At 58.7% G+C, this 17006-nt stretch carries 12 protein-coding genes; 4 read left to right on the top strand and 8 right to left on the bottom strand.

The window, feature by feature from the left end; genetic code table 11:
* Positions 1-265 precede the first annotated feature (265 nt).
* Positions 266-1882: a peptide ABC transporter substrate-binding protein gene (locus ACTG2W_RS00410; RefSeq protein ID WP_106843762.1), complete on the top strand. Its 1617-nt coding sequence runs from the start codon at positions 266-268 to the stop codon at positions 1880-1882.
* Between the two features lie 247 nt (positions 1883-2129).
* Here ACTG2W_RS00410 and ACTG2W_RS00405 read toward each other — a convergent pair whose 3' ends face one another.
* The 5 genes from ACTG2W_RS00405 to ACTG2W_RS00385 all read right to left on the bottom strand — a co-directional run bounded on the left by ACTG2W_RS00405 (position 2130) and on the right by ACTG2W_RS00385 (position 9667).
* Positions 2130-2564, bottom strand: coding sequence for a YcgN family cysteine cluster protein (locus tag ACTG2W_RS00405; protein ID WP_075112995.1), 435 nt, complete (start codon positions 2562-2564; stop codon positions 2130-2132).
* A 156-nt stretch (positions 2565-2720) separates the two neighbouring features.
* Positions 2721-5003: a formate C-acetyltransferase gene (pflB, locus tag ACTG2W_RS00400; RefSeq protein ID WP_005352571.1), complete on the bottom strand. Its 2283-nt coding sequence runs from the start codon at positions 5001-5003 to the stop codon at positions 2721-2723.
* 46 nt (positions 5004-5049) lie between these two features.
* Positions 5050-5898 carry a formate transporter FocA gene (gene focA, locus ACTG2W_RS00395; RefSeq protein ID WP_005333620.1) on the bottom strand — a complete coding sequence of 283 codons (849 nt, stop codon included), beginning with the start codon at positions 5896-5898 and terminating at the stop codon, positions 5050-5052.
* Between the two features lie 381 nt (positions 5899-6279).
* A complete protein-coding gene (ycaO, locus tag ACTG2W_RS00390) occupies positions 6280-8040 on the bottom strand; it encodes a 30S ribosomal protein S12 methylthiotransferase accessory factor YcaO (protein WP_421308791.1) in 1761 nt (586 codons plus the stop codon).
* Between the two features lie 193 nt (positions 8041-8233).
* Positions 8234-9667, bottom strand: coding sequence for a glycoside hydrolase family 1 protein (locus ACTG2W_RS00385; protein ID WP_421308789.1), 1434 nt, complete (start codon positions 9665-9667; stop codon positions 8234-8236).
* Between the two features lie 166 nt (positions 9668-9833).
* On the opposite strand from ACTG2W_RS00385, the gene ACTG2W_RS00380 reads away from it, so the two are divergent.
* Complete coding sequence (locus ACTG2W_RS00380) at positions 9834-10697, top strand: LysR family transcriptional regulator (RefSeq protein WP_337075103.1); 864 nt, start codon at positions 9834-9836, stop codon at positions 10695-10697.
* Between the two features lie 36 nt (positions 10698-10733).
* On the opposite strand, the gene ACTG2W_RS00375 is transcribed toward ACTG2W_RS00380, so the two are convergent.
* Both ACTG2W_RS00375 and metE read right to left on the bottom strand, forming a co-directional pair.
* Positions 10734-11483, bottom strand: coding sequence for a substrate-binding periplasmic protein (locus tag ACTG2W_RS00375; protein ID WP_440015964.1), 750 nt, complete (start codon positions 11481-11483; stop codon positions 10734-10736).
* A gap of 175 nt (positions 11484-11658) precedes the next feature.
* The gene (gene metE / locus ACTG2W_RS00370; protein ID WP_120414107.1) at positions 11659-13923 is read right to left on the bottom strand and encodes a 5-methyltetrahydropteroyltriglutamate--homocysteine S-methyltransferase; all 2265 of its coding nucleotides are present in this window, start codon (positions 13921-13923) and stop codon (positions 11659-11661) included.
* A gap of 276 nt (positions 13924-14199) precedes the next feature.
* On the opposite strand from metE, the gene ACTG2W_RS00365 reads away from it, so the two are divergent.
* Positions 14200-15108 (top strand): LysR substrate-binding domain-containing protein, encoded by a 909-nt coding sequence (locus tag ACTG2W_RS00365; RefSeq protein WP_304520838.1) that lies wholly within the window; start codon positions 14200-14202, stop codon positions 15106-15108.
* Positions 15109-15114: 6 nt separating this feature from the next.
* Here the strand turns inward: ACTG2W_RS00365 and ACTG2W_RS00360 are convergent, their stop codons facing one another.
* Positions 15115-16050: a LysR substrate-binding domain-containing protein gene (locus tag ACTG2W_RS00360; protein ID WP_120414105.1), complete on the bottom strand. Its 936-nt coding sequence runs from the start codon at positions 16048-16050 to the stop codon at positions 15115-15117.
* Between the two features lie 192 nt (positions 16051-16242).
* Here ACTG2W_RS00360 and ACTG2W_RS00355 point away from each other — a divergent pair, with 192 nt between their 5' ends.
* A complete protein-coding gene (locus ACTG2W_RS00355) occupies positions 16243-16980 on the top strand; it encodes an isochorismatase family protein (RefSeq protein WP_041210334.1) in 738 nt (245 codons plus the stop codon).
* Positions 16981-17006: the final 26 nt, after the last annotated feature.

The following is a 17006-nucleotide window of genomic DNA, read 5'->3' as shown; positions in this document are numbered from 1 at the left end:
TTGCAGCGAATTAAGCGGCCTATTAAATAGACTATTTCGCCTCACGTTATGGTAAAAGACGCGTTTTATTCGGTTTCATTCGATAAGTTTCGGCCCCTTAATTCGTGGCAATAACCTGCTGCGAGCCATGATCCGACTGGCCTTGGGCCATTAAAAATGGAGTCTGATGGGCCTGCTGCTCCCTTAGCCATTGCCTCTTGAGATCCGATCGCCAATCCAGCACACTGATTTCGCTTTGGAAGCAAATAAAACTCAAGGATTATCAATGAACAAGACTCTCATTGCCGGCATGGTAGCCGGACTGTTTGCCCTTCCCGCCTTGGCTGCCCAGGTGCCTGCCGGTACCAAGCTGCTGCCGGATGCCCAACAAATCTACGTGACCAATATCGGCACCGAACCCACCACCATCGACCCCCAGCTGGTAGAAGAGACCGCCGGTAGTGCCATCGTCAACGATCTGTTTGAAGGGCTCTATGAGCTGGATAATACCGGCAAGATCAAACCAGCAGGCGCCGTCAGCTACGAGGTCGACAAGACAGGTACCGTCTACACCTTCAAGCTGAGGCCCGAGGCCAAGTGGTCAAATGGTGAACCGGTCACCGCCGCCGATTATGTCTACGGCTGGCAACGGGCGGCCGATCCCAAGACGGCCTCCAACTACGCCTGGTTTATCGAATTGACCGGTGTGGTCAATGCAAGGGAGGTGACACAGGGCAAGAAGAGCCCGTCAGAGCTCGGGATCAAGGCGCTCGATGACTACACCCTGCAGGTCACCCTGAAAAATCCGGTTCCCTTCTTCCTGAAGACGCTGGCCCACTACACCACGTTCCCGGCCCCCAAGGCCACCATTGAAAAATTCGGCAAGGATTGGGTCAAACCGGGCAATATCGTCTCCAACGGTGCCTTTGTACTCAAGGAGTGGACCCCCAACGAGCGGCTGAGTGCCGAGCGCAATACCCACTACTGGAACAACCAGCACACCGTCCTGAACAAGGTGATCTATCTGGAGATCGTCTCGGAAACCGCCGCCTACAACCGCTATCGCACCGGTGAACTGCACTACACCACTTATCCGCTGGAGCAGTACAAACAGCTCAAGAGCAAGAGTCCGGAAGAACTGGTCAGCGTCCCCACGCTGGCCAGCTATTACTATGTCTTCAATACCCAGCGCAAACCGTTCGATGACCCGAAAGTACGCAAGGCGCTCTCGCTCGCCATCGACCGGGAGACCATCACCGACAAGATCCTGGGACAGGGACAAATTGCCGCATATAGCTTCACGCCCCCCATTGTGGACGGTTTTGAATTGAAAAAACCGGCCAGCCAGCTGCAGAGCAAAGAGGAGCGGATCAAGCAGGCCAAAGCCCTGTTGGCCGAAGCGGGCTATGGCCCGGACAAGCCACTCACAGTGGACATTCTCTACAACACCAACGAGAGCCACAAAAAGATTGCGCTGGCCGTCTCCTCCATGTGGAAACACAACCTGGGGGTCACTGCCACCCTCAACAACATGGAGTGGAAGACCATGGTCTCGGCACTCAACGAGGGGGATTTCGGGGTTAGCCGCTATGGCTGGAACGGGGATTATAACGATGCCTCCACCTTCCTCGACATCATGACCTCCAGCAGCAGCGCCAACAGCGGCAAGTGGTTCAACAAGGAGTACGACGCCCTGCTGGCCAAGGCCCACGACTCGCTGGATCCCGCTGAACGCAATGCCCTGTATCAACAGGCAGAGGCACTCATTGATGCGGATGCCCCCATCGCCCCCATCTATTTCTCGGTCAAATCAAGGTTGCTCAAACCTTTCGTGAAAGGCTATCCCCACCTTAACCCGCAGGATGTGGTCTACAGCAAGGAGCTCTATCTGGTTGCCCAATAGACACTGACTGAACAGATCAATCAGACTTGCTGACCTTTGTTGTTGTGATGGTCAAGAGAGGCAGCTTCAAGTCCAGGTAATCTGAGTTGGACCGCTGATATCTGCAACAAGCGAACGCCAGAACCGCCTTCTGAACGACAAAACCCCCGATACGCTGCATCGGGGGTTTTGAGGTAGAAAACACAAGCTAAAAATGGGTGACGTTTTCAGCTTCTAGCTCAGGCCACATTGCACTTGATCACTTGGCTCAACTGGCCCAAGTGATTATGTGATCAATCCACTCACCAGCCTGCTCCTCGTGAACCACTTTGCCACGTACAGATTGACCCGCCTGATGCATGGCAGAACGACTGCCGGTCAGCAGCGGATGCCACTCTGGCAGAGTATCCCCGTCAGCCAGTAAACGATAGGCGCAGGTAGAGGGGAGCCAATCATATTCGGCAATCTTGTCGTGAGTTATCTGCAGACAGTCAGGCTCTTTTTTGAAGCGATTAAGATAATCGGAACACTGGCAGGTCTTGGTATTGAGCAGGTTACAAGCCACATTGGTGAAAACCAGTTCATCTGTATCTTCATCAATGAGCTTGTTAAGGCAACATTTACCGCAACCATCGCAGAGGGATTCCCACTCGGATTCAGTCATCTGCTGCAGACTCTTGGTCTGCCAAAAGGAGGATTGCATCATACCGCTCACTTAATATGCCTTCTCAAACGCGTGGTTATACCTATTGTCATCCTGAGTTTCAAGGTTGGCATTGTCCACGGAGTTCTTTAGCAATAAAAACCAAACATAAAAAAACCGACGCCTTGGCGCCGGTTTTTGCTCACTATGTCTCGATTACAGAGAAGCAGTGAAGGTACGGGTGATGACGTCTTGCTGTTGCTCTTTGGTCAAAGAGTTGAAGCGAACGGCATAACCGGATACGCGGATGGTCAACTGCGGATATTTCTCCGGGTTTTCCATGGCGTCCAGCAGCATTTCACGGTTCATCACGTTAACGTTCAGGTGCTGACCACCCTCTACGTTGGATTCGTGGTGGAAGTAACCGTCCATCAGGCCAGCCAGGTTGGCTTTCTGGGCTTCCATATCTTTACCCAGTGCGTTCGGAACGATGGAGAAGGTATAGGAGATACCATCTTTAGCGTAAGCGAACGGCAGCTTGGCTACGGAAGTCAGGGAAGCAACAGCACCCTTCTGGTCACGACCGTGCATCGGGTTTGCACCCGGGCCGAACGGAGCACCAGCACGACGGCCATCCGGGGTGTTACCGGTCTTCTTGCCATATACCACGTTGGAGGTGATGGTCAGAACAGACTGGGTAGCAACAGCACCACGGTAGGTATTCAGCTTCTGAATCTTCTTCATGAAGCGCTCAACCAGATCACAGGCGATATCATCGACGCGAGCGTCGTTGTTACCGAACTGCGGGTATTCGCCTTCGATTTCGAAGTCGATGGCAACGCCATCTTCGTCACGAATCGGCTTGACCTTGGCGTACTTGATGGCAGACAGGGAGTCAGCGGCTACGGACAGACCAGCGATACCACACGCCATGGTGCGATATACGTCACGGTCGTGCAGCGCCATCAGAGAGGCTTCGTAGCTGTACTTGTCGTGCATGTAGTGGATGATGTTCAGCGCAGCAACGTATTGCTTGGCCAGCCAATCCATGAAGTGGTCCAGACGATCCATTACGTCGTTGTAGTCGAGGTACTCGGACTTGACCATCTCGGTTTTCGGACCGACCTGGATCTTGAGCTTCTCGTCCATACCACCGTTGATTGCATACAGCATGGTTTTGGCCAGGTTGGCACGAGCACCGAAGAACTGCATCTGCTTACCAACGATCATCGGGGATACACAGCAAGCGATGGCGTAGTCATCGTTGTTGAAATCCGGACGCATCAGATCGTCGTTCTCGTACTGAACGGAAGAGGTCTCGATGGATACCTTGGCACAGTACTTCTTGAAACCGACCGGCAGCTTCTCGGACCACAGGATGGTCAGGTTCGGCTCAGGGGACGGGCCCATGGTGTACAGGGTGTTCAGCATACGGAAGCTGTTCTTGGTAACCAGAGTACGGCCATCAACGCCCATACCAGCCAGGGTCTCGGTCGCCCACATCGGGTCGCCGGAGAACAGTGAATCGTATTCCGGAGTACGCAGGAAGCGAACCATACGCAGCTTCATGACCATGTGGTCCATCAGCTCCTGGGCTTCTTGCTCGGTGATCAGGCCTTTTTGCAGGTCACGCTCGATGTAGATATCCAGGAAGCTGGAGGTACGACCGAAGGACATGGCTGCACCGTTCTGGGACTTGACTGCCGCCAGGTAGGCGAAGTAGGTCCACTGTACGGCTTCTTTGGCGTTCTTGGCCGGTACGGAGATATCGCAACCGTACTTGGCAGCCATCACCTTCATCTGTGCCAGGGCACGGTGCTGCTCGGAGATCTCTTCGCGCAGACGGATGGTAGCTTCCAGGTTGACGCCGTTTTCCAGGTCAGCTTGCAGGGACTTGAACTGGGCCAGTTTGTCGGCCATCAGGAAGTCAACACCGTACAGGGCAACACGACGGTAGTCACCGATGATACGGCCACGGCCGTAGGCATCCGGCAGACCGGTGATAACACCAGACTTACGGCAGTTCAGGATGTCTTTGGTGTAAACGTCAAACACGCCCTGGTTGTGAGTCTTGCGGTATTCAGTGAAGATCTTCTCGACCATCGGGTCCAGTTGACGACCGTACACTTCGCAAGAAGTTTTAACCATCTTGATACCGCCGTTGGCGATGATGGCGCGCTTCAGCGGCTTGTCAGTCTGCAGACCAACGATCTGCTCCAGGCTCTGATCGATATAACCGGCATCGTGTGCGGTAATGGTGGAGGGCAGGTCAGTATCAAAATCAACCGGCGCATGAGTGCGGTTCTCGATTTTGATCCCTTCCATGACCTTGTCCCACAGCTTGGTGGTCGCTTCGGTCGCGCCAGCCAGGAAGGACTCGTCACCTTCATACGGGGTGTAGTTCTTCTGGATGAAGTCACGGGTGTTGACAGAGGTCTGCCATTCACCGGCTGCGAAGCCTTCCCATGCTTTTTGGAACTGTTCGTTAAGTTCTGCCATTTTTCATTACCTCACACGGTATTGATGTAGTATCCCGCAATCATCCTTAATGATGACGACGGAAGATAAACCAGTAAGTCAGACCAACCATCACGCCACCACCGATGATATTGCCGATGGTCACGGGGATGAGGTTGTGTAGGACAAAGTTGGATACGGTCAGGTCAGCAAAGGTTGCCGGATCCTGGCCGATGGCCTGCCAAAATTCCGGACTAGCCACGCTGTGGATAGCGATACCAACCGGAATCATAAACATGTTTGCGATGCTGTGCTCGAAACCTGATGCAACGAACATGGCAACCGGCAGCAGCATAACCACTACCTTGTCAGTCGCGCTGCGGGCACCAAAGGCCATCCAGGCAGCAAGACATACCATCAGGTTACAGAGGATACCCAGCGCCACCGCTTCAAAGAAGGTGTGGTGAATTTTGTGTTGGGCCACTTTGAGGGCGTTAAGGCCCCACTGACCGTCTGCTGCCGTGTACTCGGCAGAAACGATGATCAGCGCCACCATGAGCAGGCCGCCAATCAGGTTGCCGAAGTAGACCAGACCCCAGTTCTTGAGCAGCTGAGCCCAGCTGATGCGATTGGCAGCCTTGGCCACCAGCGTCAGGGTGGTGGAGGTGAACAGCTCGGCTCCGAGCAGCACACAAAGAATAAGTCCGAGAGAGAAGCAGAGACCGCCCACCAACTTGGCCATACCCCAAGGCATGGAGCCGGTTCCGGTCGTCACTGTGATGTAGAAGATAAATGCGATGGCGATGAAAGCGCCTGCGGTGATGGCCAGTGGAATGACCTTGTATGCCGGCTTGGTAGCCTTGGCATAGGTGATGTCTTCAGCCAGTGCAGCGATGGCTTCGGGCTTGAGACAATCGAATGGAGATTCAGCTTTCAATTATTTTCTACCTGAATGTTTTGCCTGTTGAAATCATAACAAAGGGCCAAATAGCCAAAATTGACATTGATCAAGTTTATCAGAGTGCGAATGTAATTTTACTACAAATATTTTAGTGCGATGGCTACGCCACTTTACACCAGGTATCAGCTGAAACAGAAATATCACATTTTTAATGCAATGATTTTAAAGAATTTATTCCAGAGCATGGAAATATGGTATTGGCAAGATATCTTTGCAGTTCAACAGCACATCCCCTGCCCTGCCATCAACTCCCTTAGGGGTATTTTTTGTTTTTTATTTCATCTTTGAATAACAATCCCGTGCTTTGCCGCACGATAAACAGAAGGGGCCACACGGCCCCTTCCTTTACAGCAACAATCACGCCCAGTGATGGGCTCGCTTGGCCTTCTGCAGCTTCTCGTAGGCCGCCAGCAGCTTCTGGTGCAGCGGGAACTGGGAGAGCGACAGGTCGGCCGCCTCCAGACCGTGGAAGCGAGCTTCGCCACTGGCGTTGGCCCATGCCTGTGCCAGCGTCTCTTCGCCATACATGCGGGTGAAGACGGCGCGATACTGCTCCGGATCCCGCTCCTCGTCGAGGAACAACTCGACGCAGGCACGCAGGGCGCGGTAGTAGCTAGCACGCTCGGCAGTGAACACCGACTGGTTGAACTCCATGGTCCAGTCGATGAGATCCAGTGCGGTCTCCAGCTCACCGGCGGCCAGCGCCAGCATGGCTTTCAGCTCGCCAACGCGCAGGGTGTGCAGCGCGGTCCCCTTGGCAGCGGCGATGCCCAGCAGCTCGCGTACACGGGTGCGCTCGTCGTGCCCCTCTTCATCCAGTTGATCAAACAACGCCATGTACTGCTCGGCATCCCAATCAAGTGATGGCAGTGCCAGGATCACTTCGCGCAGGTTGGCGCCCATGTTGTTGTTGGCCAGCAGCAGATCTTCGGCCGGATAGATGTCGGACATGCCCGGCACCAGAATGCGGCAGGCGTAGACACCTAGATGCTCGTAGTCGGCGATATAGACCGGCTGCTCCAGCTCATGGAAGATGCCGATCAGGTGATCGAACTCCTCCTGCGAGGAGCCACGGAAGTCCCAGTCGGCAAACTCGAAGTCCGCATCCTGCTTGAACAGATCCCAGCTGATAAGGCCCGAGGAGTCGATGAAGTGGGTCTCGAGGTTGTGGTGATCCGCCACCTGCTCGTTGTCGAATGACGGCGGCACAAACACGTCGAGATCCTTGAGACCGCGGCCCTGCAGCAGCTCGGTGACGGTACGCTCGAAGGCCACTTCGAAGCGCGGGTGGGCACCGAAGGAGGCAAAGCAGGTGCCATTGCTCGGATTGAGCAGCACCACGCAGATGACCGGATAACGGCCACCCAGTGAAGCATCGAAGCTGTAAATGGGGAAGCCTTCCGCTTCGAGCGCCGCGATGGAGGCGGCAATCCCCGGATAACGGGCAATGACCTCGCCCGGGATCAGCGGCAAGCTGATGGCCTCGGCGATGATCTTGTTCTTCACGTGGCGCTCGAACACCTCGGAGAGCGCCTGGGTGCGCGCTTCAGTCTTGGTGTTGCCAGCGCTCATGCCGTTGGAGACATAGAGGTTGCCGATGATGTTCATCGGGATGTAGACGGTCTCGTGATCGGACTGACGCTCGAACGGCAGCGCGACGATACCGCGCTCTTCGTTGTTTGACTGCAGATCCACCAGCATGTCGGCAGTCACTTCACCATCCGGGTTGTAAAACTTGCGGGTGAAGCTGTCGAGCAGACCGACCGGGAACTGGTCACCCTCGATGGGGAACCACTTTTCGTTCGGGTAGTGAACGAAAGCGCCGTTGGCGACCTGCTCGCCCAGATAGAAGTCGGCGAAGAAGTAGTTGGTGGAGAGACGCTCGAAATATTCGCCAAGGGCAGACGCGAGGGCCGCCTTCTTGCTGGCACCCTTGCCGTTGGTAAAGCAGAGGGCGCACTCTTTGTCGCGAATATGCACCGACCAGACGTTCGGCACGGGGTTGAGCCAGGAGGCCTCTTCAATATCAAAGCCCAAGGCTTGCAGCTTGGTCTGGAAGCGTTCGATGGAGTCTTCCAGCGCCGCGTCCTTGCCGGGAATAAAAGTGTGGTCAGTCATCACGATATCCTGATTTTTATTGGCTCATGTTCGGCCGCAGATAATAGCAGGGGTCGGCGGCTTTGGCAGGACAAAAATCAGCAAACAGGGATGAGTCGCACGTTGAGAAACCGGCTTATCCCCGCTCCCCCGTCACAAACAGCGCGGGCCCGGGGATTGCCCGGGCCCGCTGGTTACGCGACGCGATACATCGTCAGAGCTGCTTGCCCTGGCTCGCAATCACCTGGCTGTACCAGTGGAAGCTCGCCTTCTTGATCCGGCGAAGGGAGCCCCCCTGCTCGTCACGCTCCACATAGACGAAGCCGTAACGCTTCTGGTAGCCGTTGAGCCAGCTCAGGATGTCGGTGAACGACCAGGCGCAGTAGCCGAGCAATTCCACCCCATCCTGCATCGCCTCCTGGCACGCCTTGACGTGGCTGCGCAGGTAATCGATGCGGTACTCATCGTTCACCTTGTCGCCCGCCTCCAGCTTGTCGAACTCGCCAAGACCGTTCTCGGTGATCATCAGCGGCAGACCATAGCGGGAAGAGAGGCGACGCAGGGCGATACGCATCCCGGTCGGGTCGATGGCCCAGTCCCAGTTGCTGGTCTCAAGGTGCGGATTGGGCGCCGTCTTGTAGAGGCCGGGGATGCCGCTGGACGGGGTAGTGCCCTTCTTGCCGGTGGTGTTGATCCGCTGCAGGGTCTGACCGCCCAAGGGGTTATCTGTGTAGGTCAGGGTGTAGTAGTAGTTGACGCCGATGTAGTCTGGCGTCCCCTCGCGCAGCAACTCCATATCGCCCGGCAGGATCTCGGGCGCCTCGCCGTTTGCTCGCAAGTAAGCGAGCGACGCCTGGGGATAGCGGCCAAAGCAGTAGGCATCGAGCCACCAGAGGTTGCTGAACTCCTCGGCGTTCTCATAGGCCAGCATATCTTTCGGATCGCACGACGCCGGATAGGCAGGGGAGTAGGCAAAGCTCGGGCCGATGAGGCCATTTGGCACATGCTGGCGAAAGGCCTTGATCACCCGGGCATTGGCCAGAAACGCGATGTGGTTGGCGGCAAAAAAGCGCTTGCGATCCTGCACAGCGGGCGGATGGGTGCCGAGCTGATAGGCGTTGGTCAGGTTGTAGTTCTGCTCGTTAAGCGACACCCAGTACTTCACCTTGCCGGCAAAACGCTGATAGAGGGTCACGCAGTAGCGCTCGAAATCCTCGATAATGCGTCGGTCTTCCCAGCCGCCGTACTCATCTTGCAGCGCCTGCGGCAGATCCCAGTGATAAAGGGTCAGCACCGGTTCGATCTGGTGGGCCAAGAGGGTGTCGATCAGCTTCTCGTAGAAGGCCAGCCCCGCCTCGTTCACCTCACCGCGACCGGTGGGATAGATGCGCGGCCAGCTCACCGAGAAGCGATAGGCCTTGAGCCCCATCTCTGCCATCAGCGCCACGTCCTCTTCCATGCGGTGGTAGTGATCCACCGCCACATCGCCGTTGCTCCCCTCAAAGGTCTTGCCCGGCAGCTTGGTGAAGAGATCCCACACCGAGGGCCCCTTGCCATCGGCATTCCAGCCTCCCTCCACCTGATAGGCGGCGGAGGCGGCGCCCCACAGAAAATCGCTCGGGAAGTCGTTGAACTTGTGGTGATGCATCTGGTGTTGCTCCTTCTGCGCTGATGGTGTCAGCCATCTCTGATAACTCGGCGCCCCCTGTCTGGGCGCCCGAAATGAATTGGCATAAGCATCCATCACTTCTAAAATTCCGTCCAATGACAAATTTGACCACTCAACATTCCCAACAGGAATGAAAGGAGCCCTGATGGAGCTACGGGATCTGAAAGCCTTCGTCACCCTGGGGGAGGTACTGCACTTCGGCCAGGCGGCGGTGCGCCAGCATGTTACCCAGTCGGCCCTGAGCAAACAGATCAGGCGGCTGGAGGAGGAACTGGGCGGTGAGCTGTTCGAGCGCAACGCCAGCACCACTCGCCTCACCGGACTGGGCAGGGCGCTGTATGAGGATGCCCGCGCTGTGGTCATCCAGAGTGAGCAGCTCTCGCGCACCGCCCGCGACGTGCTGGCGGGCAATGTCGGCACCCTGCGTATCGGCTTTGGCGTAGCCACCAAGATCCTGGTACCCGCCGCCATCGCCCGCTTTCGCGCCGAGCGGCCGCAGGTGACCATAGAGCTCAACGATCTCTCCACCCACCACCAGCTACTGGCGCTCAGTGAAGGCAAGCTGGATCTCGGTTTTTGCCGCCTGCCCGCCCCCAAGGGGTGGCACGCCCTGCCGGTGGTCGAAGCCCACTTTGTCGCCGTGCTGCCCGCCAGCTATCGCGATGTGAGGGAGTTGGCGGATCTGGTGGACAAGCCGCTGGCGATCCTGCGTCGGGACAAGGCGCCGTCGTTTTACGATCACCTGATGAACTATCTGGCCCAGAGCGGGCTGCGTTTTCGCGATATCCAATACGTCAACGACTTCGCCGCTGGCGTCGCCACCGCGGCGGCAGAGATCGCCTGGACCCTGGTCCCCTCCTCCACCACCATAGAGCACCCGGATGTGCTCACCCTCCCCCTGAGAGACGGGGAAGCCTGCTGGACCATTGGCCTTATCCGTCCGCCCCACAGCAAGGGGCCCTTGATCGACGCCTTCTGGGCAACCATCGCCGATATGACGCCAAAATAGACACGCCCTTGGCAAACAGCAGATGACGGCAACGCATCAACGATAGCGTTCGACGATACGCGCCAACTCGCCGCTTTGTCGCAGCTGTTGCAGGGCACTGTTGAACTCGGTTATCCGGGTATTGAAGCGGGAGTGTTTGCCGATGCAGATATTGAACGGGGTAGAAGCAAGCTGCAGCGGCACCTCGACCACCAACCCGGAGAGACCCAGCTGGTTGAGTTTGAAGCGTGCCACCAGTGGGTCGGTCACCATCAGGTCCCCCCGACCCGCCGCCAGCATTTTGAAGACATTATCAACATTGATGGTGTGATGAACGGTGAAACCCGCCAGGTTCTCCTTGCCCCAACCGTTACCGAAATAGTCGAGAAAGGTAAGCGATTTGAAGTCGCTCAAGCGGCTGGCACGCTGAAAATCGCTCATCCGGGGGTGGCCAAGCCGGGTAAATACCGTCAAAACCGTCGTGGTAACGGGCTCCTCCACCACCAATGTGTAAGAGCGGCGCTCCCGGGTGGCGATGGTGACAAAGCCATCGGCCTGCGCCATCCGCACCAGTTTTTGCGCCCGTTGCCACGGATAACCTTCATGGCGCACCCGCAGCCCCATCTGCGCTGCCACCCGATCCATCACGTCTATCATCAGCCCGCGCATCCTGCCCTGTTCGTCACGCCACGAATATGGGGCAAAGTCGTCAAAGTAGACCATCTTCAACTCGGCCGCTGGCGCCGCCCATGCACTCTGCCACATCAGCAATCCCCACAGGATTGCGCTCCCCAGACTGACTCTCATGGCCGCGACTCCATCCACTTCTGCCAACTCTGAGCCTAGTGCAAAGCGGGCTGCGGCAAGGTTCAGGATCCAGTGGAAAAGTGGCCAACGAAAAAAGAGAGAGGAAGCAATGGCTTCCCCTCTCTCGTTCGTTTGTCAGCACGCCACCTTACCGATGGCGGTCACGGCTAGCCGGTTACGCCAGCTCGGCCCGCAGCGCCCTGGTGGCATCGACCATCACCTTGAGGGCGGCCTCAGTCTCTTCCCAGCCCCGGGTCTTGAGGCCGCAATCCGGGTTGACCCAGAGCCGCTCGGCCGGGATCTGCTTGGCCGCCTTGCGCAGCAACCCCTCAATCCAGCTCTGGCTCGGCACGTTCGGCGAGTGGATGTCGTAGACGCCCGGGCCAATCTCGTTGGGGTAGTTGAAGCGTTCGAACGCTTCGAGCAGCTGCATCTGGCTACGGCTGGTCTCGATGGTGATCACATCCGCATCCAGCGCCGCCACCGCCTCGATGATGAGGTTGAAATCGCTGTAACACATGTGGGTGTGGATCTGGGTGCGGTCCGCCACCGGGCTTGCGCTCAGACGGAAGGCCCGCACTGCCCAGTCGAGATAAGCCTGATGATCCTGCTTGCGCAGGGGCAAGCCTTCGCGGATCGCCGGTTCGTCGATCTGGATGATCTTGATGCCAGCGGCTTCCAGATCTGCCACCTCGTCACGAATGGCCAGCCCGATTTGCAGGGCAGATTGCTCGCGGCTCACGTCTTCGCGCGGGAAGGACCAGCAGAGGATGGTCACAGGGCCAGTCAGCATCCCCTTCACCGGCTTGTCGGTCAGGCTCTGGGCAAATCGGGTCCATTCGAGCGTCATGGGGGTCGGGCGGTCGATGTCGCGGGTGATCACCGGCGGCTTGACGCAGCGGGAGCCATAGCTCTGTACCCAACCGAAGCGGGTGATGGCAAAGCCATCCAGCAGCTCACCGAAATACTCCACCATGTCGTTGCGCTCGGCCTCACCATGAACCAGCACGTCCAGCCCGATGGCCTCCTGACGCGCGATGGCATCGCGGATCTCGGCCTGAATGCCCGCCTCGTAGGTGCTGTCATCGATGCGACCGGCGCGCCAATCCTGCCGCAATACCCGGATCTGCGAGGTCTGCGGGAAGGAGCCGATGGTAGTGGTGGGCAGCAGCGGCAGCTTGAGATCCGAGCGCTGCAGCTCGGCCCTGACCGGATAGGGGCTGTGGCGCTCAAAATCGCTATTGGTGAGGCTGGCGAGCCGTGACTGCACCGCTTTTTTGTGCACCCGGCTGTCGGACTCCCGATCGACGATGGGCTGGCTGTAGGCGGTGATTTTGTCGAGCTCGCCCCCATCCAGATACTCTCTGAGCAGCCCCAACTCGAAACATTTTTGCAAGGCGAAGGCGAACCAGCTGCGGGTCTGGGGATCCAGCTCCTGCTCCTGGGTCAAATCCACCGGGCTGTGCAGCAATGAGCAGGATGAGGCCACCCAGAGCCGCTCGCCGAGTTTGGCTTTCAGTGCCTTCAGAGTCGGCGCCAGCTTGGCCAGATTGGCGCGCCAGACGTTGCGGCCGTTGATCACCCCGGCGGAGATAACCCACTGGGCTGGCAGATGCGGCACCAAGGTCTCCAGCTGCTCGGGGGCGGCCACCAGATCCAGATGCAGGCCATCCACTTTCAGGCTGGTGATGATGTCGCGCTGATGAGCGACCGAACCGAAATAGGTGGTGAGCAGCAGCTTGCAAGGGCCAGCCAGACGCTCGTAGGCGTTGAGGTAGGCCAGCCGCCACTCGTCCGGCAAGTCCAGCGCCAGCGCCGGTTCATCGATCTGCACCCACTCCACCCCTTGGGCGGCCAGTTTGGCCAGGATCTCCTGATAGACGATGAGCAGGCGATCGAGCAGTTCAAGGCGGGAGAAGCCGCTCTCTTTCTCCTTGCCGAGCCAGAGGTAGGAGACCGGTCCCAGCAGCACCGCCTTGACCGGCAGCCCCAGCGCTTTGGCCTCTTCCACCTCGTCAAACAGCTGGCTCCAGCCCAGCTTGAAGCGCTGATCACGGCTGAATTCCGGCACCAGATAGTGATAGTTGGTGTTAAACCACTTGGTCATCTCGGCGGCGGCCGCCGCCGGGCCGGTCGGCGCACGGCCGCGGGCCACCCGGAACAGGGTGTCGAGATCGGTCTCGCCATGACGGTGACGGGCAGGCACCGCATCCACCAGCAGGCTGGTACCGAGCACCTGATCGTACCAGGCAAAGTCGCCCACCGGCAGCAGATTGACCCCGGCGCCGTGCTGGGCCTGCCAGTGGCGCTCACGCAGCGTCTTGCCCACGGCAACGAGTTCGGCCTGAGTGGTCTCGCCACGCCAGTAGGATTCGAGGGCAAATTTCAGCTCGCGCTTGGCGCCGATACGGGGGAAGCCCAGGGTGTGTGCTCGTGTCATAGGTTCATTTCCTTATGCTCATTCATCTGATGGGAAACTGGATGATTTAGCCATCCAGATGTTTACACATCCAAAATGACAAGATAAGGTGACGCTGGCTATTGAATCCTCTTCAACTGGCTCTCAAATAATCCTCAACTGACCGCCAATCAGGTTCACCGCGAGGATACAGAGGCCGATTTTTACAGGTGCAAGAGGTGCCGGAGTCAAGAAGCGCTGCAGGCCACCGCCGACCGTAACCTCAGCGCCATACGCAATCTCACAAGGAGCCATCTTATGGCAGTGCCAAGCAATGCAGGGATAGAGATCAAACACTTGAAAACATTGACCGCGCTGGCCGAGCAGGGCTCGCTGGCCGGTGCGGCGCTGACCCTCAACCTTACCCAGTCCGCCCTCTCCCACCAGCTCAAAGAGCTGGAGACCCGCCTCAATCTGGAGCTCTACCTGCGCAAAAGTCGCCCGCTGGTACTGACCGCAGCCGGCAGCCAGCTGCTCGCCCTCGCCCGTCAGGTACTGCCCGCTCTGGCCCAGACCGAGAAACAGTTGCAAGCCCTGCAGAGCGGCGATGCGGGCAGGCTGCATCTGGCGCTCGATTGCCACAGCTGCATCCAGTGGCTGCTGCCGCTGTTGCCCGATTTTCGCCGCCAGTGGCCCGGGGTGGATCTGGAGGTGGAGTCGGTGCCGGGCTTTGATGCCATCAATGCCCTGCTCGGCGGCCAGCTCGACCTGCTGCTCACCTCGGACGTGCAGGCCCGCGGCGATCTCCACTTCGAGCCGCTGTTTGCCTTCGATCTGACTCTGGTGATGGCGCCGGATCATCCCCTCTGCCACCAGAGCCGCATCGAGCCGGGCGATCTGGGGGCGGAGGTGCTGCTGGTCTATCCGGTGGAGCGCAGCCGCATGGATATCTTCAGCCGCTTTTTGCAACCCGCCGGGGTGGAGCCCGCCCGTTGCAAGCCGGTGGACAACACTTCTGTGATGCTGCAGATGGCCGCAGCCGGCCTCGGGGTTGCCGCCCTGCCGCGCTGGGCCAGCGAGGAGTTTGTCAGACAGGGAATGCTCTGCGCCCGCCCCCTAGGGAGCGGTATTCGTCGCCATATGTACGGCGCGGTGCGGGCCGCCGATCGGGATCAAGCCTGCCTGCAGAGCCTGTTCGAGCGCATTCGCCGCAAGATGGAGGGATAGCTCTCCTCAGCGTGGCTGACCAACCTCTGCCAGCAGAGCAGGCAACTGCGCCTTGATAAAGTCGATGAGGGCCCTGACCGCCGGTGACAGACCGCGCCGCGCGGGATAGAGCATCACCAGCTTGCCATCTTTGGGACGCCACTCGGGCAGCAGTTGTTGCAGCCGCCCATCCGCCAGCTCATTCACGCAGGCGTAAAGTGGCAAGCCCACCATCCCGAGCCCCGCCAGCGCCGCCTGTTTGAGGGTTTGCACATTGTCGCTGCGCAGCAGCACATTGACCGCCACCTCCTCACTCTCCCCGCTATCGTGCCGCAGCCGCAGCAGGTCAGCCTGACGCTCCAGCGAGCTGAAAAGCAGGGCATCTTCTCCCTCCAGCTGGCGCGGATGCATCAGTGCACCGTGGCGGGAGAGCCACGCCGGGGTCGCCAGCACGCCCCACTGCACCGTGCAGAGCGGCACCTGCACCAGACTGGAGGGGGCCTGCTCGAAGGCCACCCCGCGGATCACCACATCCAGCCCCTCCTCCAGCAGATCCACCTGCCGATTGCTGGCTTGCACGGCGAGCCTCACCTTGGGGTATTGGGCCATGAAAGCGGGCAGCAAGCGGGCAAGCAGCGCATCGGCCATGGTAATGGGCACGCTGATGCGCACCAGACCGCTCGGCTCCTGCTGCCGTTGCCGCACAGCCGCCTCTCCCGCCTGCGCTTCGGCCAGCATCGCCTGACAGTGGCGATAGAGCACCTCACCGGCATCGGTCAGGCTGAGTTGGCGCGAGGTACGTTGCAGCAGCCGGGTATCCAGCCGCTCCTCCAGCAGCCGGATCCGGCGCGAGATCCGCGACTTGGGCACGCCAAGCGCCCGCGCGGCTGCAGTGAATCCCTGTCGCTGCACCACATGGGTGAAGAGATAGAGATCATTCAAATCAAGTTCCAGTGGTGTCATCGAGCAGCCTTGGTCAGGGTGAGGTGCATTCACATCGTTCCACGAATGGAACGATAAGAACCTATTTCACCAGATTGTCGCCATTTTTGCAGCCATCATAATGGCCCTGTTCCCATCAGACGGTTGCTGCTCGGGCAATCCGCCCCACCAGCAAGGGCCGTTTGACTGTTCCGATATCACAAGGAGTTCACCATGAAACTGCGACAAATCTGCTCTGCCACCCTGCTCGGTCTGGCGACCCTGACCGCCACGCTGGCCACCACAGCGACACCGGCCATGGCCGCCGAGGCTGCCAGCCATCCGACCGTATCACCCAACCGCTATCTGGAAATGCTCTCCCGAGACAATGCGGTACTGCTGCTGGTCGACCATCAGGTCGGCTTGCTGAGCGGCGTGCGCGACACCACGGTGGGCGAACTCAAGCACAACGTGGTGGCGCTGGCCAACGCCGCCCGCGCCCTCGGCGTGCCGGTGATCGTGACCGCTACCATGCCCGATGGTATGTGGGGCCCCACCATGCCCGAACTGACCAGTGCCCTGCCGGATGTGAAGGTGATCAACCGCACCGTCATCAACGCCTGGGACGATCCCGCCGTGCGCGCCGCCATTGAGAAGACCGGCCGCAAACAACTGATCATCGCCGGGGTATCCCTCGAGATCTGCGCCAGCTTCCCGGCCCTCTCTGCCAAGGCTGCCGGCTATGATGCCCGGGTGGTGCTCGATGCCTCCGGCACCTTCAACGAAGCCAAGCGCACCACTGGGCTGCAACGCTTGCTGGGGGCCGGTATCCCGGTCACCGACTACGCCTCCGCCGCGGTCGAGATGCTGCGCAGCAACGTCGACCCCAAGGCGCACGATGTCTACAGCGCCCTCGACATGCCTTTCGCCACTCTGGTGTGGCAGATGCAAGAGGGTGCCAAGAAGTCGTAACTCGCCCCGCCTTCGGTCAGATGACC

This window comes from Aeromonas sp. 96A (assembly GCF_051919165.1).
In the GTDB taxonomy this organism is placed as follows: domain Bacteria; phylum Pseudomonadota; class Gammaproteobacteria; order Enterobacterales; family Aeromonadaceae; genus Aeromonas; species Aeromonas veronii.
The sequence above is the reverse complement of the archived record's forward strand: the minus strand, read 5'-3'. Positions and strand labels throughout refer to the sequence as shown.